This is a genomic window from Pseudomonas sp. S2_A10, from assembly GCF_054668465.1.
Genome location: NZ_CP162773.1, coordinates 150,555 through 167,274, shown reverse-complemented (window position 1 = coordinate 167,274; position 16,720 = coordinate 150,555). Strand labels below are relative to the sequence as shown.

Annotated in this window: 14 protein-coding genes; 10 read left to right on the top strand and 4 right to left on the bottom strand. The window is 61.3% G+C overall.

The window, feature by feature from the left end:
- The first annotated feature begins 86 nt into the window (after window positions 1-86).
- The 3 genes from AB4N41_RS00755 (at window position 87) to fabF (ending at window position 4,006) form a co-directional block, all read left to right on the top strand.
- A complete protein-coding gene (locus AB4N41_RS00755; protein ID WP_095182225.1) occupies window positions 87-2,081 on the top strand; it encodes a polysaccharide biosynthesis protein in 1,995 nt (664 codons plus the stop codon).
- Between the two features lie 110 nt (window positions 2,082-2,191).
- A complete protein-coding gene (locus AB4N41_RS00750) occupies window positions 2,192-2,527 on the top strand; it encodes a ComEA family DNA-binding protein (protein WP_122700150.1) in 336 nt (111 codons plus the stop codon).
- A gap of 204 nt (window positions 2,528-2,731) precedes the next feature.
- A complete protein-coding gene (gene fabF / locus AB4N41_RS00745; RefSeq protein WP_375122490.1) occupies window positions 2,732-4,006 on the top strand; it encodes a beta-ketoacyl-ACP synthase II in 1,275 nt (424 codons plus the stop codon).
- Here fabF and AB4N41_RS00740 read toward each other — a convergent pair.
- From AB4N41_RS00740 to eat, 3 genes are all read right to left on the bottom strand, one after another.
- Complete coding sequence (locus tag AB4N41_RS00740) at window positions 4,003-4,560, bottom strand: TetR/AcrR family transcriptional regulator (protein ID WP_460138317.1); 558 nt, start codon at window positions 4,558-4,560, stop codon at window positions 4,003-4,005. The genes fabF and AB4N41_RS00740 overlap by 4 nt on opposite strands.
- A 137-nt stretch (window positions 4,561-4,697) precedes the next feature.
- Window positions 4,698-4,865, bottom strand: coding sequence for a DUF2897 family protein (locus tag AB4N41_RS00735; protein WP_016770901.1), 168 nt, complete (start codon window positions 4,863-4,865; stop codon window positions 4,698-4,700).
- A gap of 222 nt (window positions 4,866-5,087) precedes the next feature.
- Window positions 5,088-6,452 (bottom strand): ethanolamine permease, encoded by a 1,365-nt coding sequence (eat, locus tag AB4N41_RS00730; RefSeq protein WP_460138316.1) that lies wholly within the window; start codon window positions 6,450-6,452, stop codon window positions 5,088-5,090.
- A 400-nt stretch (window positions 6,453-6,852) separates the two neighbouring features.
- On the opposite strand from eat, the gene kdpF reads away from it, so the two are divergent.
- The 6 genes from kdpF to AB4N41_RS00700 all read left to right on the top strand — a co-directional run bounded on the left by kdpF (window position 6,853) and on the right by AB4N41_RS00700 (window position 15,017).
- Window positions 6,853-6,942 (top strand): K(+)-transporting ATPase subunit F, encoded by a 90-nt coding sequence (gene kdpF, locus AB4N41_RS00725; protein WP_007899818.1) that lies wholly within the window; start codon window positions 6,853-6,855, stop codon window positions 6,940-6,942.
- A gap of 8 nt (window positions 6,943-6,950) precedes the next feature.
- On the top strand, window positions 6,951-8,645 hold the full coding sequence (gene kdpA, locus AB4N41_RS00720; protein WP_252884650.1) for a potassium-transporting ATPase subunit KdpA: 1,695 nt from the start codon (window positions 6,951-6,953) through the stop codon (window positions 8,643-8,645).
- Between the two features lie 10 nt (window positions 8,646-8,655).
- On the top strand, window positions 8,656-10,713 hold the full coding sequence (gene kdpB / locus AB4N41_RS00715; RefSeq protein WP_460138315.1) for a potassium-transporting ATPase subunit KdpB: 2,058 nt from the start codon (window positions 8,656-8,658) through the stop codon (window positions 10,711-10,713).
- Window positions 10,714-10,940: 227 nt separating this feature from the next.
- Window positions 10,941-11,486: a potassium-transporting ATPase subunit KdpC gene (gene kdpC, locus AB4N41_RS00710; RefSeq protein ID WP_252876702.1), complete on the top strand. Its 546-nt coding sequence runs from the start codon at window positions 10,941-10,943 to the stop codon at window positions 11,484-11,486.
- Between the two features lie 132 nt (window positions 11,487-11,618).
- Window positions 11,619-14,270, top strand: a complete 2,652-nt coding sequence (locus AB4N41_RS00705; RefSeq protein ID WP_252876701.1) for a sensor histidine kinase — start codon at window positions 11,619-11,621, stop codon at window positions 14,268-14,270.
- Window positions 14,271-14,318: 48 nt separating this feature from the next.
- Window positions 14,319-15,017 (top strand): response regulator, encoded by a 699-nt coding sequence (locus AB4N41_RS00700; protein ID WP_056788412.1) that lies wholly within the window; start codon window positions 14,319-14,321, stop codon window positions 15,015-15,017.
- A gap of 148 nt (window positions 15,018-15,165) precedes the next feature.
- Here AB4N41_RS00700 and AB4N41_RS00695 read toward each other — a convergent pair whose 3' ends face one another.
- On the bottom strand, window positions 15,166-16,203 hold the full coding sequence (locus tag AB4N41_RS00695) for a patatin-like phospholipase family protein (protein WP_305381244.1): 1,038 nt from the start codon (window positions 16,201-16,203) through the stop codon (window positions 15,166-15,168).
- A 214-nt stretch (window positions 16,204-16,417) separates the two neighbouring features.
- Here AB4N41_RS00695 and AB4N41_RS00690 point away from each other — a divergent pair, with 214 nt between their 5' ends.
- Window positions 16,418-16,696 (top strand): hypothetical protein, encoded by a 279-nt coding sequence (locus AB4N41_RS00690; RefSeq protein ID WP_016770894.1) that lies wholly within the window; start codon window positions 16,418-16,420, stop codon window positions 16,694-16,696.
- Window positions 16,697-16,720 lie beyond the last annotated feature (24 nt).

Below are 16,720 nucleotides of genomic sequence, written 5' to 3'. Positions count from 1 at the left end.
CTTTTTTCTGTAACGAAGTTCACTACCTCCGTACAATGTACCCGCCGATTAACCAAAGGGAGCAGGCCAGATTGGTACAGGGGAATATGGACAGAATGCGCGAGTTCTTGCTGGGTTTACCGCGCCGCCAGAAGCGATTGATTCAGGTGCTTACCGATGTTTTGCTCGTCTGGGTAGCCTTGTGGTTGGCGTTTATCGTCCGTCTGGGTATCGACGAGATGGTCAATCCGTTGAAAGTGCACTTGTGGTTGTTTGTCTGTGCTCCGCTCGTCGCCATTCCTCTATTCATACGGTTCGGCATGTACCGGGCAGTGATGCGTTATTTCGGTAATGACGCGCTGGTGGTGATCATTAAAGCAGTCAGTCTGTCCTCGCTGATCCTGGCTTTGGTGGTCTATTGGTACAGTAATCACGAAGCCATCGTGCCGCGCTCGATCATCTTCAATTATTGGTGGCTCAGCCTTGTGATCATCGGCGGGCTTCGTCTCTGCATGCGCCAGTACTTCATGGGGGACTGGTTCACCGCCGCTCAGCACGTTCCTTTTGCCAATCGTGATGATGGTCTGACCAAAGTGGCGATCTACGGGGCGGGCGTAGCTGGCAATCAGCTTGTCGCTGCGTTGCGCATGGGAAGGGCGATGCGTCCCGTAGCCTTTATCGATGATGACTCAGGAATCTCGGACCGCTCAATCTCCGGTCTCCAAGTCTATAAACCCAAACATATTCAACAAATGATCGACGTCACCGGTGCGCAAGAAATTTTGCTGGCACTGCCGTCTTCGACCCGTGCTCGACGCAGGGAAATCCTCAATATGCTGGAGGGTTTTCCTTTGCACGTGCGCAGTGTTCCTAATTTTACCGACCTGGCCAGCGGTCGCGTGAAGGTCGATGACATTCAGGAAGTCGATATTGCGGACTTGCTCGGGCGGGACGCGGTCCCGGCGCAGCATGATTTGCTTGAGCGCTGCATTAAGGGCAAAACGGTGATGGTGACTGGGGCGGGGGGATCAATAGGTTCCGAGTTGTGCCGGCAGATCTTTTCACTGGGGCCAAAATCGCTTTTGCTGTTCGAGCACAGCGAATTTAACCTTTACAGCATTCTTTCCGAGTTGGAGCAGCGTGCGGATCGTGAGTCGGTATCGACAAAGTTGCTGCCCATTCTGGGTTCGATTCGCCACCCGGAAAAAATACTGGATGTCATGAAGACCTGGAGCGTGGACACGGTCTACCACGCTGCGGCTTACAAGCATGTGCCGATGGTGGAGCACAACATTGCCGAAGGCGTGCTGAACAATGTGATGGGAACACTTAATACGGCTCAAGCCGCATTGCAGGCCGGTGTTTCGAACTTTGTGCTGATTTCGACCGACAAGGCTGTCCGGCCCACCAACGTGATGGGCAGCACCAAGCGTTTGGCCGAATTGATCCTTCAAGCCTTGAGTCACGAAATCGCCCCTGTCCTGTTTGGCGACAAGGCCAATATTTCCCGGGTCAACAAAACCCGCTTCACCATGGTCCGTTTCGGCAACGTACTGGGCTCGTCCGGCTCGGTGATCCCGCTGTTTCACAGTCAAATTAAGTCCGGCGGTCCGCTGACGGTTACCCACCCGAAAATCACTCGCTACTTCATGACGATTCCGGAAGCTGCGCAACTGGTGATTCAGGCAGGATCCATGGGGCAGGGCGGTGATGTGTTCGTGCTGGACATGGGCGAACCGGTGAGAATCGTGGAACTGGCCGAGAAAATGATTCATCTGTCCGGGTTGAGTATTCGTTCCGAGCGAAATCCTCAGGGCGATATTTCCATCGAGTTCACAGGGTTGCGTCCCGGAGAGAAACTCTACGAGGAACTGCTGATCGGCGACAATGTTGCAGCCACGCCGCATCCGATGATCATGACCGCCAATGAGGATCATCTGCCATGGGATGTTCTGAAGTCACGTTTGGGTGAGCTGCTCGCGGCTGTCGACGTGGATGACTACTCCCGCGTCCGCCAGGTTCTGCGCGAAACGGTGAGCGGCTACACCCCGGACGGCGAGATTGTCGACTGGATCTACCAGCAACGCCGCCTCGAACCCTGATTATTTCACATCCTGTAACGCTCGCATTTTTGACTTCGCTCTATCATGACCTACGTTTGGAGAGCAGCTTCGGAAAAGCTGCTTTCTAAAACGATGATGGAGCGTCACTTATGCGTACCGGTTATTTCTACTCGCTGATCTTTGCTTTCCTCACCAGCGCCTCGATCGCTGCCATTGCTGCGCCTGTAGCGCCGACCGAGTCAACAAAAGCGCCGTTGCTGATGGATGCAGCTGCGCCCTCGGCAAGCGCCAAGGTCGATCTCAACGGCGCGGATGCGGCAACGTTGCAGAAGGAGTTGGCGGGGGTGGGGGAGGCCAAGGCGCAGGCCATTGTTGCGTATCGTGATACAAATGGGCCGTTTGCGTCGGTGGATGAGTTGCTGGAAGTGAAGGGGATTGGCAAGGCGATTCTGGATCGCAATCGTGAAAAGCTGGAAGTGAACTAAGCTGACAGTTCAACGCCGAGAGGCCGGTCATTGACCGGCCTTTTTATTGGGTGCTGATCGGGTGAATGCCTAAACGCTGAAATTACGGCTATCATATTGCGGTTTGATTATGCCTATAATAATTTCGCTCGGGTCTGATTCAGCAGCCGAATCGCAGCACACCGGTGCACGTCGAATTTTGAATTGATAAGGGGTAACCACGATATGAACCAACGTCGAGTCGTCGTCACGGGCATGGGCCTGGTTTCACCCTTGGGCAGTGATGTTGAAATCGTCTGGCAGCGTTTGCTGGCCGGTCGTTCCGGGTTGCGCAACTTGCCAGATGCAGTCGTGGCTGATCTGCCGACCCGGGTCGGCGGCAGTGTGCCGACGGTGGAGGAGGATGCCGAGGCCGGGTTTGATCCGGATCGTGCGACGCCGCCCAAGGAACAGAAGAAGATGGATCGCTTCATCATGTTTGCCATGGAAGCGGCGCGGCAGGCGCTGGAGCAGGCCGGCTGGCATCCGGCGGACGCTGAAAGCCAGGAGCGCACTGCAACAATCATCGGCTCGGGTGTCGGTGGTTTCGGTGCGATTGCCGATGCGGTGCGTACCACTGACAGCCGTGGTCCTCGGCGTTTGTCGCCGTTCACCATTCCATCGTTTCTGGTCAATCTCGCGGCGGGTCATGTCTCGATCCAGCATGGCCTCAAAGGGCCGTTGGGCGCTCCGGTTACCGCATGTGCCGCCGGGGTTCAGGCTATCGGCGATGCAGCGCGGTTGATCAGGGCGGGGGAGGCGGACATCGCTGTATGTGGCGGTGCGGAGGCGTCGATCGATCGCGTCAGTCTCGCCGGTTTCGCGGCGGCGCGGGCGTTGTCCAGCGGCTACAACGACACCCCGGAAAAAGCTTCGCGTCCCTTCGACAGTGGGCGCGATGGTTTCGTGATGGGCGAGGGCGCCGGTCTATTGGTCATCGAGTCGCTGGAGCATGCGCTCGCACGGGGTGCGAAGCCGTTGGCCGAACTGGTTGGCTACGGCACCACGGCCGATGCCTACCATCTGACCGCCGGGCCGGAAGACGGCAGTGGCGCTCGCCGGGCGATGCAATTGGCACTGGCTCAGGGCGGTGTAACGCCGGAGCAGGTGCAGCATCTCAACGCACATGCGACGTCGACGCCGGTCGGTGACCTGGGCGAGTTGGCGGCGATCAAGGCGTTGTTTGGCACGGAGAACAAGATCGCCGTGACTTCGACCAAATCTGCTACCGGTCATTTGCTCGGCGCGGCGGGTGGGCTGGAGGCGATTTTCACGCTGCTGGCGATTCGTGATCAGGTGGTGCCACCAACGCTCAACTTCGAAAACCCGGATCCGGCGAGCGAAGGGGTAGACATCGTGCATGGCGAGGCGCGCTCCATGTCAATCGAATATGCCTTGTCCAACGGCTTTGGTTTTGGCGGGGTCAATGCGAGCGTGTTGTTCAAACGCTGGGAAGGTTAATCGCTCGATTGCTTGAGATGTTCGCGGGTGACGTCGAGGATGCGCTGAGCGAAGTCGGCATCCGCGACGCTGCGTGACAGCAGCAATGCGCCAGCCAGGGTGGCCATGATGACAATGCTGCGATCGGCGCTGTTCTCGCCTTCGAGCGTGCCTTGAATTTGTTCGAGGCGAGCATTGAGGACTTCGTCGCTGGTGGGGCTTGGCTGGCCGCGCAGGCCCAGCTCCGAGGAAATGGTCAGCAGCGGGCAGCCTTCGTCGGGCGAGGTCTGATGCCACTCTGACAGGTAGGTGTCGATGAACACTTGCAGAGGGTCTTCCTGCGCGAAGATTTCTTCGCACAGGCCCGCGACTTGCTCGCCGGCCTCTTGCAGGGCTTTTTCGACCAGTTCTTCCTTGGATTTGAAGTGCGAGTAGAAACCGCCATGGGTCAAGCCCAGGGCTTTCATCAAAGGCTGCAGGCCGGTGGCGCCGATACCGTCCTTGCGAAATCGGGCGGAAGCTTCCTTGATGATGCGTTGATGGGTCTGGGCTTTGTGATCTGGCGAGTAACGCATGTGGAGCTCTCCGCGACGATGCTGCCATCTTAACCACGGAAGATTAAATGGTGACTGTACTTCTAAAATCTAAACAGCCTGCGGGTAAGTCCGATCGTGCTGAAAAAACAAACCCCGCCATTGCGGCGGGGTTGGTATCAGCGGTCTTGTGCATCCTTGGCATCCGCTTCGGCATTGCGCTGTGCTACGCGCTTGCGTTCTTCATCGGTCAGTTCGACCTTGTTGGCGGTGTCGCGCAACATCATCAATCCGCCGACAATCGAGCCGATCGCAACGACCAGAATCAACCAGGCATACCAGGGCATAACGGCTCTCCTTAATGGCAGCTCGACGGGCGAGGACTTCGCCGTGCAACGCTGCATACCACCTTTGAGCGAAACGACTTCGCGGTGGTTCCATTCTAGGCCGCTTGCACCCGGTGCATCCGAAATTACTGTAGGAGCTGCCGAAGGCTGCGATCTTTTGATCTTGAAAAGCAAAGATCGCAGCCTCGTTTCACTCGTCAGCTCCTACAAGGGGGCGGGTCGTTACAGGCCTGTGAGCATGGCATCCGCCGGCGCATCGGCGCGCAGTTGCCCGGTGAGCATGAAGTAGCAGAACCCCACCGCCATGAAACCGAGGAAAACCAGCCCGATCAGTGTGTTGAACCACGCCATCGCCACCAGGCAAACCACCGCCAGTACCAGCGCGATCAGCGGAACCAGCGGATAGCACGGCGCGCGGAAGGTGCGCTCCAGGTTTGGCTCGGATTTACGCAGTTTGAACAGGCTGAGCATGCTCATGATGTACATCACGATGGCGCCGAACACGGCCATGGTGATCATCGCGGCGGTGAGTGTCATGCCGCCGAGGTTGATCAGACCGTCGCTGTAGATCGCCGCGATGCCGATAAGGCCGCCAGCGATGATTGCGCGGTGCGGGGTCTGGAAGCGCGACAGTTTTGCCAATGAGGCGGGCAGGTAACCGGCGCGGGCGAGGGCGAAGAATTGCCGCGAATAACCAAGGATGATGCCGTGGAAACTGGCGACCAGGCCGAACAGGCCGATCCAGACCAGCATGTGCAGCCAGCCGGAGTTGTCGCCGACCACGGTTTTCATCGCCTGCGGCAGTGGGTCGTTGATGTTGGACAAGGTGCGCCAGTCGCCGACGCCGCCAGCGAAGAACATCACGCCCATTGCCAGCAGCACCAGCGTCAGGATGCCGCTTATGTAGGCTTTTGGGATCGTGCGTTTCGGGTCCTTGGCTTCCTCGGCGGCCATGGCGGCGCCTTCGATGGCGAGGAAGAACCAGATTGCAAATGGAATTGCCGCGAACATCCCGGCAATTGCCGGCGCGCCGAAGACGTCGGAACCGGCCCAACCATTCAGCGCGAAGTTGCTGAAGCTGAACGCCGGCGCGACCACGCCCATGAACACCAGCAACTCAGCCACCGCCAGCACGCAGACGATCAGCTCGAACGTCGCGGCCAGTTTCACCCCGAGAATGTTCAGGCCCATGAACACGATGTACGCCCCGACCGCCGCTTGTTTCGGGTCGAGTGCCGGAAATTGCACATTGAGATACGCGCCAATCGCCAAGGCAATCGCTGGCGGGGCGAAGACGAATTCGATCAGTGTGGCCAGTCCGGCGATCAATCCGCCTTTTTCGCCAAACGCGCGGCGGCTGTAGGCAAACGGCCCGCCGGCATGGGGAATCGCGGTGGTCAGTTCGGTGAAACTGAAGATGAAGCAGGTGTACATGGTCGCGACCATGAATGAAGTCACCAGAAAACCCAGCGTACCGGCCACGCCCCAGCCGTAACTCCAGCCGAAATATTCCCCGGAAATCACCAGCCCCACGGCAATGCCCCACAGGTGCAACGTGCCCAGCGTGGGTTTGAGTTGTGTGTTCATGCGCTTGCTCCCTGAAGAATTGGAAAGCTTCGGGGGAGGGCGTGTGCAGTGGGCGTGCCACTACGCTGAAACAAGTCGTAATGAGTTCAAAGCTGTCGCAGCGGGGATGATTGGCGCTGGATGTGCGGGTTTTGTGCGCCAGTTGGGTGCGATGTTGTCTGCGCCGCCGCCTTCGCGAGCAGGCTCGCTCCCACATTTTGAAATGCGTTGCCCCTGTGGGAGCGAGCCTGCTCGCGAAGGCGCTAGCCCAAACACCACGAAACTCAGCCGTAAAGCCCGCATAAACCCACTCTTTACGCTTTCTTTATGACCCACGCCGCGCCTCGCTCTCGTTCCTTTACAGCCTCCTTCCCGACAATCGCTGCACACACGGCAATACGCCGTTACACGGAGATCTTCCATGAGCGTTCTGGACGGGGTGTCACTGCTGTTGGCAGTGGGGCTGTTCATTTATCTGTTGGTTGCGCTGTTGCGCGCGGACCGGAACTAGGAGCGGCTATGCACAGTTATGACTATTGGCTGATCCTCGGGTTTTTTGCGCTGGTCCTGCTGCCGGCGCCGTTCCTTGGGCGCTTCTATTACAAGGTGATGGAGGGCCAGCGCACCTGGCTGACGCCGATTCTCGGCCCGGTCGAGCGCGGTTGCTATCGCCTTGCCGGGGTCGATGCGCAGGCGGAGCAGAGCTGGCAGAAGTACACGCTGGCGCTGCTGGCGTTCAACCTTGCCGGTTTCCTGCTGCTGTTTGCGATTCTGCTGTTCCAGGATCACCTGCCGCTGAACCCGCAAAACCTGCCGGGCCAGGAATGGACCCAGGCGTTCAACACCGCGGTCAGTTTCATGACCAACACCAACTGGCAGTCCTACAGCGGTGAAGCGACCCTCAGCTATCTGAGCCAGATGGTCGGTCTCACCGTGCAGAACTTCGTCAGCGCCGCCACCGGCCTCGCCGTACTGGTCGCGCTGTGCCGTGGCATCGGCCGTAAGTCGGCGCAGACCCTCGGCAACTTCTGGGTCGACATGACCCGCGCCACGCTCTATGGCCTGCTGCCGCTGTGCCTGCTGCTGGCGCTGTATCTGGTCTGGCAGGGCGTGCCGCAAACCTTCGCCCAGTATGTAAATGCCGTGACTTTGCAAGGCGTCGATCAGGTGATCCCGCTCGGCCCGGCCGCCAGCCAGATTGCGATCAAGCAACTGGGCACCAACGGTGGCGGTTTCTTCGGGGTCAACTCGGCGCACCCGTTCGAGAACCCGACCGCGTGGAGCAACCTGTTCGAAGTCGCTTCGATCATCCTGATCCCGGTGGCGCTGGTGTTCACCTTCGGCCATTACGTCAAGGACCTGCGTCAGAGCCGCGCGATCATCGCCTGCATGCTGGCGTTGTTCCTGATCGGCGGTGCGACATCGTTGTGGGCCGAGTATCAGCCGAATCCGACCCTGAACAATGCCGCCGTCGAGCAGACCGCGCCGCTGGAAGGCAAGGAAGCGCGCTTCGGTACTACCGCGACGGTGCTGTGGTCGGTGACTACCACGGCGGCTTCGAACGGCTCGGTGAACGGCATGCACGATAGCCTCAACCCGCTGAGCGGCATGGTCGCGCTGGTCAACATGATGGTCGGCGAAGTGATCTTCGGCGGTGTCGGTGCCGGGCTCTACGGCATGTTGCTCAACGTGCTGATCGCGGTGTTCCTCGCCGGTCTGATGATCGGTCGTACGCCGGAATACCTCGGCAAGAAACTCCAGGCCCGCGAAGTTCAGTTGCTGGTGGTGACGCTGCTGGTGATGCCGGTCGGCGTACTGGTGCTCGGTGCGATTGCCGCCACGGTTCCCAGCGCTGCGGCAACCATCAGCAACCCCGGCGCGCACGGTTTCAGTCAGTTGCTCTATGCCTACACCTCGGCGAGCGCCAACAACGGTTCGGCATTTGGTGGCTTGGGCGCGAACACGCCGTTCCACAACCTGATGCTCGGCCTGGGCATGTTGATCGGCCGCTTCGGCTACATCCTGCCGGTGCTGGCACTGGCCGGTAGTTTGGCGATGAAGAAAAGCGCACCGATCGGCCAGAACAGCTTCCCGACTCACGGCCCGCTGTTCGTGACCCTGTTGACCGTGACCATTCTGCTGGTGGGCGGCCTGACGTTCTTGCCGACGCTGGCGCTCGGTCCTATCGCCGAACATTTAAGTATGGGCTTCTAAGGAATCCATCATGAATATGCCTGCAATCAAACCCGCCGCCGTCAAAGCGCCGGAACAAGCCAAAACCGCGATCTCGGCCCTGTGGCGTCCGGCGCTGGTGCAAGCCTTCGTCAAGCTCGACCCTCGGCAATTGGCGCGTTCGCCAGTGATGCTGGTGGTCGAACTGACGGCGATTTTCACCACCGTGCTGTGCTTCCTTCCGGACGCTGATGTGCCGACCTTCGTCGCCGCGCAAATCGCCCTGTGGCTGTGGTTCACCGTGCTGTTCGCCAACTTCGCCGAGGCCTTGGCCGAAGGTCGTGGCAAGGCTCGCGCCGACAGCCTCAAGGCCGGCAGTGAAGGCCTCAGCGCCCGTTGCCGCCAGGCTGATGGCAGCTTCAAGATCGTGCCGGCTGCCAATCTGCGCAAGGGCGACGTGGTGCGAGTCGAAGCCGGGGAGATGATCCCCGGTGACGGCGAAGTCATCGAAGGCATCGCGGCGGTCAACGAAGCGGCGATTACCGGTGAATCGGCGCCGGTGATCCGCGAGTCCGGCGGCGACCGTTCCGCCGTCACCGGCAACACGCGGCTGGTGTCCGACTGGCTGCTGGTGAAGATCACCACCAACCCTGGTGAATCGACCCTCGACCGCATGATCGCCCTGGTCGAAGGCGCCAAGCGTCAGAAGACCCCCAACGAAGTCGCGCTGGATATCCTGCTGATCGGCCTGACCCTGATCTTTCTGCTGGTGGTCGTCACCCTGCAACCGTTCGCGCATTTTGCCAATGGCAGCCTGCCGCTGGTGTTCCTCGTGGCGTTATTGGTCACGCTGATTCCGACCACCATCGGCGGTCTGCTGTCGGCCATCGGTATCGCCGGGATGGATCGGCTGGTGCGCCTGAATGTGATCGCCAAGTCCGGCCGGGCGGTGGAGGCGGCGGGTGACGTGCACGTGCTGTTGCTCGACAAGACCGGCACCATCACTTTCGGCAACCGTCGTTGCAGCGCGGTGTATGCCGCGCCGGGTGTGACCGGCCGTGAACTGGCCGAAGGCGCGCTGTTCGCCTCGCTGGCCGACGAAACCGCTGAGGGCAAGTCGATCGTCGAGTTCCTCCGTGGCCTGCATCCACAACCGGAGCCGGCCCCGGAAGCCCTGACCGCCGTGCCGTTCAGCGCGGAAACCCGCTTGTCTGGCGTCGATTATCAGGGCCGCGTGTATCGCAAAGGGGCGGTGGATTCGCTGCTGGCGTTTCTCGGTCAACAACGTAGTGATCTGGCCCCGGCGCTGGCGCGGGAAATCGACAAGATCGCCCAGAGTGGCGGCACGCCGTTGCTGGTCTGCGCTGACGGCAAATTGCTTGGCGCGATCCATCTCAAGGACGTGGTCAAGCCAGGCATCCGTGAGCGTTTTGCCGAGTTGCGCAAACTGGGAATTCGCACGGTGATGGTCACCGGCGACAACCCGCTGACCGCAGCAGCGATCGCCGCTGAAGCGGGCGTCGATGATGTGCTCGCCGAAGCCACGCCGGAGAAGAAACTCGCGCGCATTCGTCACGAGCAGAACGACGGTCGCCTGGTCGCCATGTGCGGCGACGGCGCCAACGACGCCCCGGCGCTGGCCCAGGCAGACGTCGGCATGGCCATGAACGACGGCACGCAAGCGGCACGCGAAGCGGCGAACATGGTCGATCTCGATAGCGACCCGACCAAGCTGCTCGACGTGGTGCAGATCGGCAAGGAATTGCTGGTGACCCGTGGCGCGCTGACGACCTTTTCCATCGCCAACGACATCGCCAAATACTTCGCGATTCTGCCGGCGCTGTTCGCCTCGATTTACCCGCAGCTGGGTGTGCTGAACATCATGCATCTGAGCAGTCCGCAGAGCGCGATTCTCTCGGCCATCGTGTTCAACGCTTTGATCATCGTTGTGCTGATTCCACTGGCATTGCGCGGCGTGCGTGTGCAAGCAGCGAGTGCGGCGGCGTTGCTGCGGCGCAATCTGCTGATCTATGGCGTCGGCGGGATTGTCGTGCCGTTCTTGGGGATCAAGGTGATCGACATGCTGCTTACGGCGTTGCATCTGGTGTAAGGCTGAAAAGAGCCCCTCACCCTAACCGTCTCCCGGGGGGAGAGGGGACTGACCGAGGTGTTTGTGCGAGGTTCGCCGACCTGAAATTCCGAGCCTAACTCGGGTTTGAACAGCGCAAGGATCGGCTCCCTTTCCCCCTCGCCCCCTTGGGGAGAGGGCTGGGGTGAGGGGGAAAAATCTCCCTGACACCCCGCAAAAGTTTGCCCAACGAATTCGAGGATTTTGAAATGTCCACAATGATACGCCCGGCCCTGACCCTGTTGGCGCTGATGACCCTGATCACCGGCGTCGCCTATCCACTCGCGGTCACCGGCATTGCCCAGGTCGCTTTCCCGGATCAGGCCAATGGCAGCCTGATCCACGACGCCGACGGCAAAGTCCGCGGCTCGGCGCTGATTGCGCAGGATTTCAGCGGCGACAACTGGTTCCACCCGCGCCCGTCCGCCGGGGCTTTTGCCACGGTCGCCAGCGGCGCCAGCAACCTCGCGCCGAGCAATCCGGCCCTGGCGACCCGCGTAATCGAAGACGCGCAAAAACAACAAGTCGCTGGGCAGGGGCCGGTGCCATTGGCCTTGCTGACCACCTCCGCCAGCGGCCTCGATCCGCACTTGCCACCGGCGGCAATTGCCTATCAACTGGCGCGTGTCGCAGCAGCGCGCAATCTGCCGGTGTCAACCGTGCAGCAATTGCTCGATAAGCACATCGAACAGCCGCTGGTTGGGCCGCCGGTGGTGAATGTGCTGGAGCTGAATCTGGCACTGCAAAACCTGTAATCGGCGGCGCGGCCATTCGCGAGCAGGCTCGCTCCCACCTTTGGAATGCATATCCATGTGGGAGCGAGCCTGCTCGCGAAGGCGCCCTGACAATCACCGCATAAACATCAGAAGAAAGAGAGCATCCCCAGCATGAGCGACTCCGGCCGCGCCGACGCACTGTTAGCAGACCTGCCCCGCGATGGCCGTGGCCGGCTCAAGGTTTTTCTCGGCGCCGCCCCCGGGGTCGGCAAGACCTACGCCATGCTCCAGGCTGCCCACACGCAACTGCGCCAGGGCGTGAAGGTCCTGGCCGGCGTGGTCGAAACCCATGGCCGCGCCGAAACCGAAGCCTTGCTCGGCGGCCTGCCGCAGCAGCCGTTGGTGCGCAGCGAATACCGTGGCGTGCTGCTTGAGGAAATGGACCTCGACGGCATTCTCGCCGCCAAGCCGAAGCTTGTGCTGGTCGATGAACTGGCCCACAGCAACGCCCCCGGCAGTCGTCACGCCAAGCGCTGGCAAGACATTCAGGAACTGCTCGCCGCCGGCATCGACGTGTTCACCACGGTCAACGTCCAGCACCTGGAAAGCCTCAACGATCAGGTGCGCGGCATCACCGGCGTACAGGTGCGCGAAACCCTGCCGGACTGGGTCCTGCAGGAAGCCTTCGAGCTGCTGCTGATCGACCTGCCGCCGCGTGAATTGCTCGAGCGTCTGCGCGAAGGCAAGGTCTACGTGCCGGAACAGGCCCGCGCTGCGATCGACGCTTTTTTCACCCAGACCAACCTTACCGCCCTGCGTGAACTGGCGATGCAGACCGCCGCCGCGCAGGTCGACAACGATCTCGCCCAAGGCTATCGCCAACTCGGCCAGGCCGCGCCGGCGGTGCGCGGGCGTTTGCTGGTCGGTATCGATGGCGATGCGCAGGCCGAACGGCTGGTGCGTCACGCCAGCCGCGTCGCCCAGCGCCGACATCTGCCGTGGAGTCTGGTACATGTCGACAACGGCAGTGCGCGGGATGAGCAATCACGGTTGCGCCTGCAAAGCGCCCAGCAACTGGCCGAACGCCTCGGTGGCGAAGTGGTGCTGTTGCGGGCCGGCGAAGTGGCGAAAACCCTGATTCAACACGCCGCCGAACGCCGCGCCAGTCTGTTGCTGGTCGGCCAGTCGCGGCCACGTCTGCGCCGTCGACTGTTCGGCGGTGGTCTGGCGGCGCGCCTGCTGCGTCAGGCGCACGGTCTGGAAATCAACGTGCTCGACAGTGACCACGAGCAGCGCCAACCGCGCCCGCGCAATTCAGTCACGCTGGTGTGGTTCGACTACGCGCTGGCGCTGGTCGCGACGTTGTTGGCCACGGCCCTGGCCTGGGCGGTGTCGAGTGTGTTGCCGCTGCCGAACATCTCGCTGGTTTTTCTCGCGGCGGTGTTGCTGGTGGCGGTGCGCAGCAGCCTCGGCCCGGCGCTGGCCTGTGCGGCGTTGTCGTTTCTGACCTACGATTTTCTGTTCATTCCACCGAATTTCTCCTTCAGCATTCAGCGCGAAGAAGACGTGCTGACGCTGCTGTTCTTCCTGTTGATGGCGGCGCTCACCGGCAACCTCGCGGCGCGTCAGCGGCGGCAGTTGCAGGCCTTGCGCGATACGCAGGAAGAGACCAGCGAACTGCTCGACCTGTCGCGCAAACTCACCGCCGCGACGGATCGCCAAGCCGTGATCAGCGCTGCCGCGCAACACCTCGAAGGCTGGAGCGATGTGCAATTGTGCTTGCTCAACCGCGACGGCCAGGGCGGCTGGAAAGTCGAAACCGGCGGGCCGCTGCAATTCACCGAGGCCGAACGCGCCGCCGCCGATTGGGCCTGGCAACACGATCAACCGGCGGGCAAGGGCACCGGCACCTTGCCGCTGGGGCGTTGGTGGTGGTGGCCGTTGTCGGTCGAGGACGGGCCGCTGGCGTTGCTTGGTGTTTGCGCCAAGGAAGGCCAGAGCTTGAGCGGTCAGCGCCGACGTTTGCTCACTGCGCTGAGCCAGCCGCTGGCGCAAGCCCTCGCCCGCGCGCAATTGGCCGATGACCTCGAAGCGGCGCGTCTGCACGGCGAAACCGAACAATTGCGCAGCGCTTTGCTGGCCTCGGTGTCCCACGATTTGCGCACGCCGCTGACGGCCATGCGCGGCAGCATCGACAGCCTGTTGGCCCTCGGCGAAGCTATCCCGCTGGAGGATCGCCGCGAGCTGCTCGAAGGTACCCGCGATGAGGCCGAACGCCTCGACCGCTATATTCAGAACCTGCTCGACATGACCCGCCTCGGCCACGGCGCCTTGAAGCTGGCGCGTGACTGGGTTTCGCCGGCCGATATCGTCGGCAGTTCGCTCAATCGCCTTCGCGCCGTGCTGGCGCCGCTGCAGGTCAGCACCGAAGTGCCGGCCGAGTTGCCGTTGCTCTATGTGCACGCGGCGCTGATCGAGCAGGCGCTGGTCAACGTGCTGGAGAACGCCGCCCGATTTTCGCCCAGCCACGGTCGCCTGCAACTGCGCGCGGGTGCCGATGAACAGGAAATTTTCTTTGCGGTCAGCGATGAAGGCCCGGGGATTCCCGAAGAGGACCGAGCGAAGATTTTCGACATGTTCTACACCGCCGCGCGCGGTGATCGCGGCGGGCAGGGCACGGGGCTGGGGCTGGCGATCTGTCAGGGCATGGTCGGCGCGCACGGCGGGCGTATTTCCGTGGCTGACGGCATCGACGGGCGCGGCACCTGCATCACCTTGCACCTGCCGTTGCAGGCGCAACCGGGGATGGACGGTGAAGCTTGAAGTCGACTGCGCTACTCTCTTGCCAATCTATTGTGTTGATGTGAATTCATGAGCCAGACCGCGACCATTTTGGTCATCGACGACGAACCGCAGATCCGCAAATTCCTGCGCATCAGCCTCGCTTCACAAGGCTACAAAGTGCTCGAAGCCGGCACTGGCGCTGAAGGCCTGGCACAAGCCGCGCTGAGCAAACCTGACCTGGTGGTGCTCGACCTCGGGTTGCCGGACATGGACGGTCAGCAGGTCCTGCGCGAGTTGCGCGAATGGGCGACCACGCCGGTACTGGTGCTGTCGGTGCGCGCCAGTGAAGGGCAGAAGGTCGAAGCGCTGGATGGCGGCGCGAACGACTACGTGACCAAACCGTTCGGCATTCAGGAATTTCTCGCCCGGGTTCGCGCGTTGTTGCGCCAGGCACCGGCGGGGGAGGCGCAGCCAGCGGCGCTGAGTTTTGGCCCTCTGACCGTGGATCTGGCCTATCGGCGCGTGCTGCTCGACGGCGCCGAAGTCGCCCTGACCCGCAAGGAATATGCGGTGCTGGCGCAACTGGCGCGGCATCCGGGGCGGGTGATCACCCAGCAGCAGTTGCTCAAGGATATCTGGGGGCCGACGCACACCGAGGACAGTCATTATCTGCGCATCGTGGTCGGGCACCTGCGGCAGAAACTGGCGGATGACCCGACCCGGCCACGGTTTATTGTGACTGAGGCGGGGGTTGGGTATCGGTTGTTGAGTGCTGATGGGTTGTAGTTTTGTGTTGTATGGTCGGGCGCCATCGCGGGCAAGCCCGCTCCCACAGTGAGCTATGTATCACCCAGATTTCATTCCCCCCGAGAACCCTGTGGGAGCGGGCTTGCCCGCGATGAGGCCGGAACATTCACCCACAGCCTTCAGGTAATCAACCCTGCTCCTGCTCATACCGATCCAGCGTATCACTGGCAATTTCCCGCCCCAGCGCGATCAACTCCGGCGCCTTGTAGAACTCGAAAAACCGGCACACCCGCTTCGGCACGTTGATCAGGATATCCGGCGGATACCCGGCAATCTTGTACTGCGCCAGTGAGGTCTGCATCACCTCGAAACTCTGGTTGATCAGATCCAGCAGCGACGCCGGCCCGACGTTATCGATGATGAACGAGCCGGTGGCGGATTTCGGCGCGCCTTCGCGTTCCGGGGCGGAGGCCGGTTGCTGGCTTTCCGGCTCGACGCCCTCAAGCCACGGATTGATCTCCGCCGCCTCGGCGCGCAAGGCTTCCTGTTCCAGCTTCAACAATTGTTCGGCCTGTTTACGGCGGAACGGCAACTTGGAACCCATGGATTTGATCAGACTGTCGAAGCGCGAACGGAACGCCGCCGGCCGCTCGATCACCGGCAACTTGTACTGGCGCTGATTGGTGGCGTTGAGGTTGACCGCGATGATCAGATCGCAATGGCTCGACACCACCGGAACGATCGGCAACGGATTGAGAATGCCGCCGTCGACCAGCATGCGGTTGCCCTGCATCACCGGGGTAAACAGGCTGGGAATCGCCGCCGAGGCGCGCATGGCCTGATGCAGGCAGCCTTCCTGAAACCAGATTTCCTGCTGATTGGTCAGGTCGGCGGCGACGGCGGTGTAGGGAATGCGCAGGTCTTCGATGTTGATCTCGCCGACGATCTTGCGAATCTGCCCGAAGACCTTTTCGCCGCGAATCGCGCCGAGACGGAAACTCACATCGACCAGACGCAGCACGTCGAGGTAATCAAGGCTTTCGATCCAGCGGCGGTACTCATCCAGTTTGCCGGCGGCATAGATCCCGCCGACCACCGCGCCCATCGAACAACCGGCAATGCAGGCGATGTCGTAGCCGCGTTTTTCAATTTCTTCGATGACGCCGATATGGGCGTAGCCCCGGGCGCCGCCGGAGCCCAGTACCAGTGCGACACGCTTTTTCATCAAACTTCCTCCGGACAAGCCTGCACAATGCACGCATCGGCCAAGCGGCTCAATCGCCAAGGTCGTTGCGCGAAGCGGTGACGTCGTTTTTCGTTCGCGGCGTACGCTTGCGCGCTATGCTCTGCGCCACGTGGTTTGACCGATCAGCGAGGCACTTTTTCACCGCTTGACCGTCTTACCTGCACGACTGTTGACCTACCTTGAGGTGTGAGTGATGAAAGCCTGGATCTGTGTACCGTTGATGGCTCTGGTTCTGGCCGGTTGCGCCGGCAAAACCGCGTACCGCGACAGCTGCGGCAGCCAACTCGATGCGGCCTGGCACGAACTGGACCTGGCCAAGGCTGAAGGCTTCGCCGGCACCGTCAGCTATTCCAAAGCGCTGTCGCTGCTGACCGCCGCCAAGACCCAGCAACAATTCGAAGGCTTCGAAGGCTGCAGCAAGAAAGCCGAGAAAGCCCGCTTCTACATTCGCGAATCCCGCGCAGGACGTTAACAGCCGCTGCAAGTTTCTAGCTGC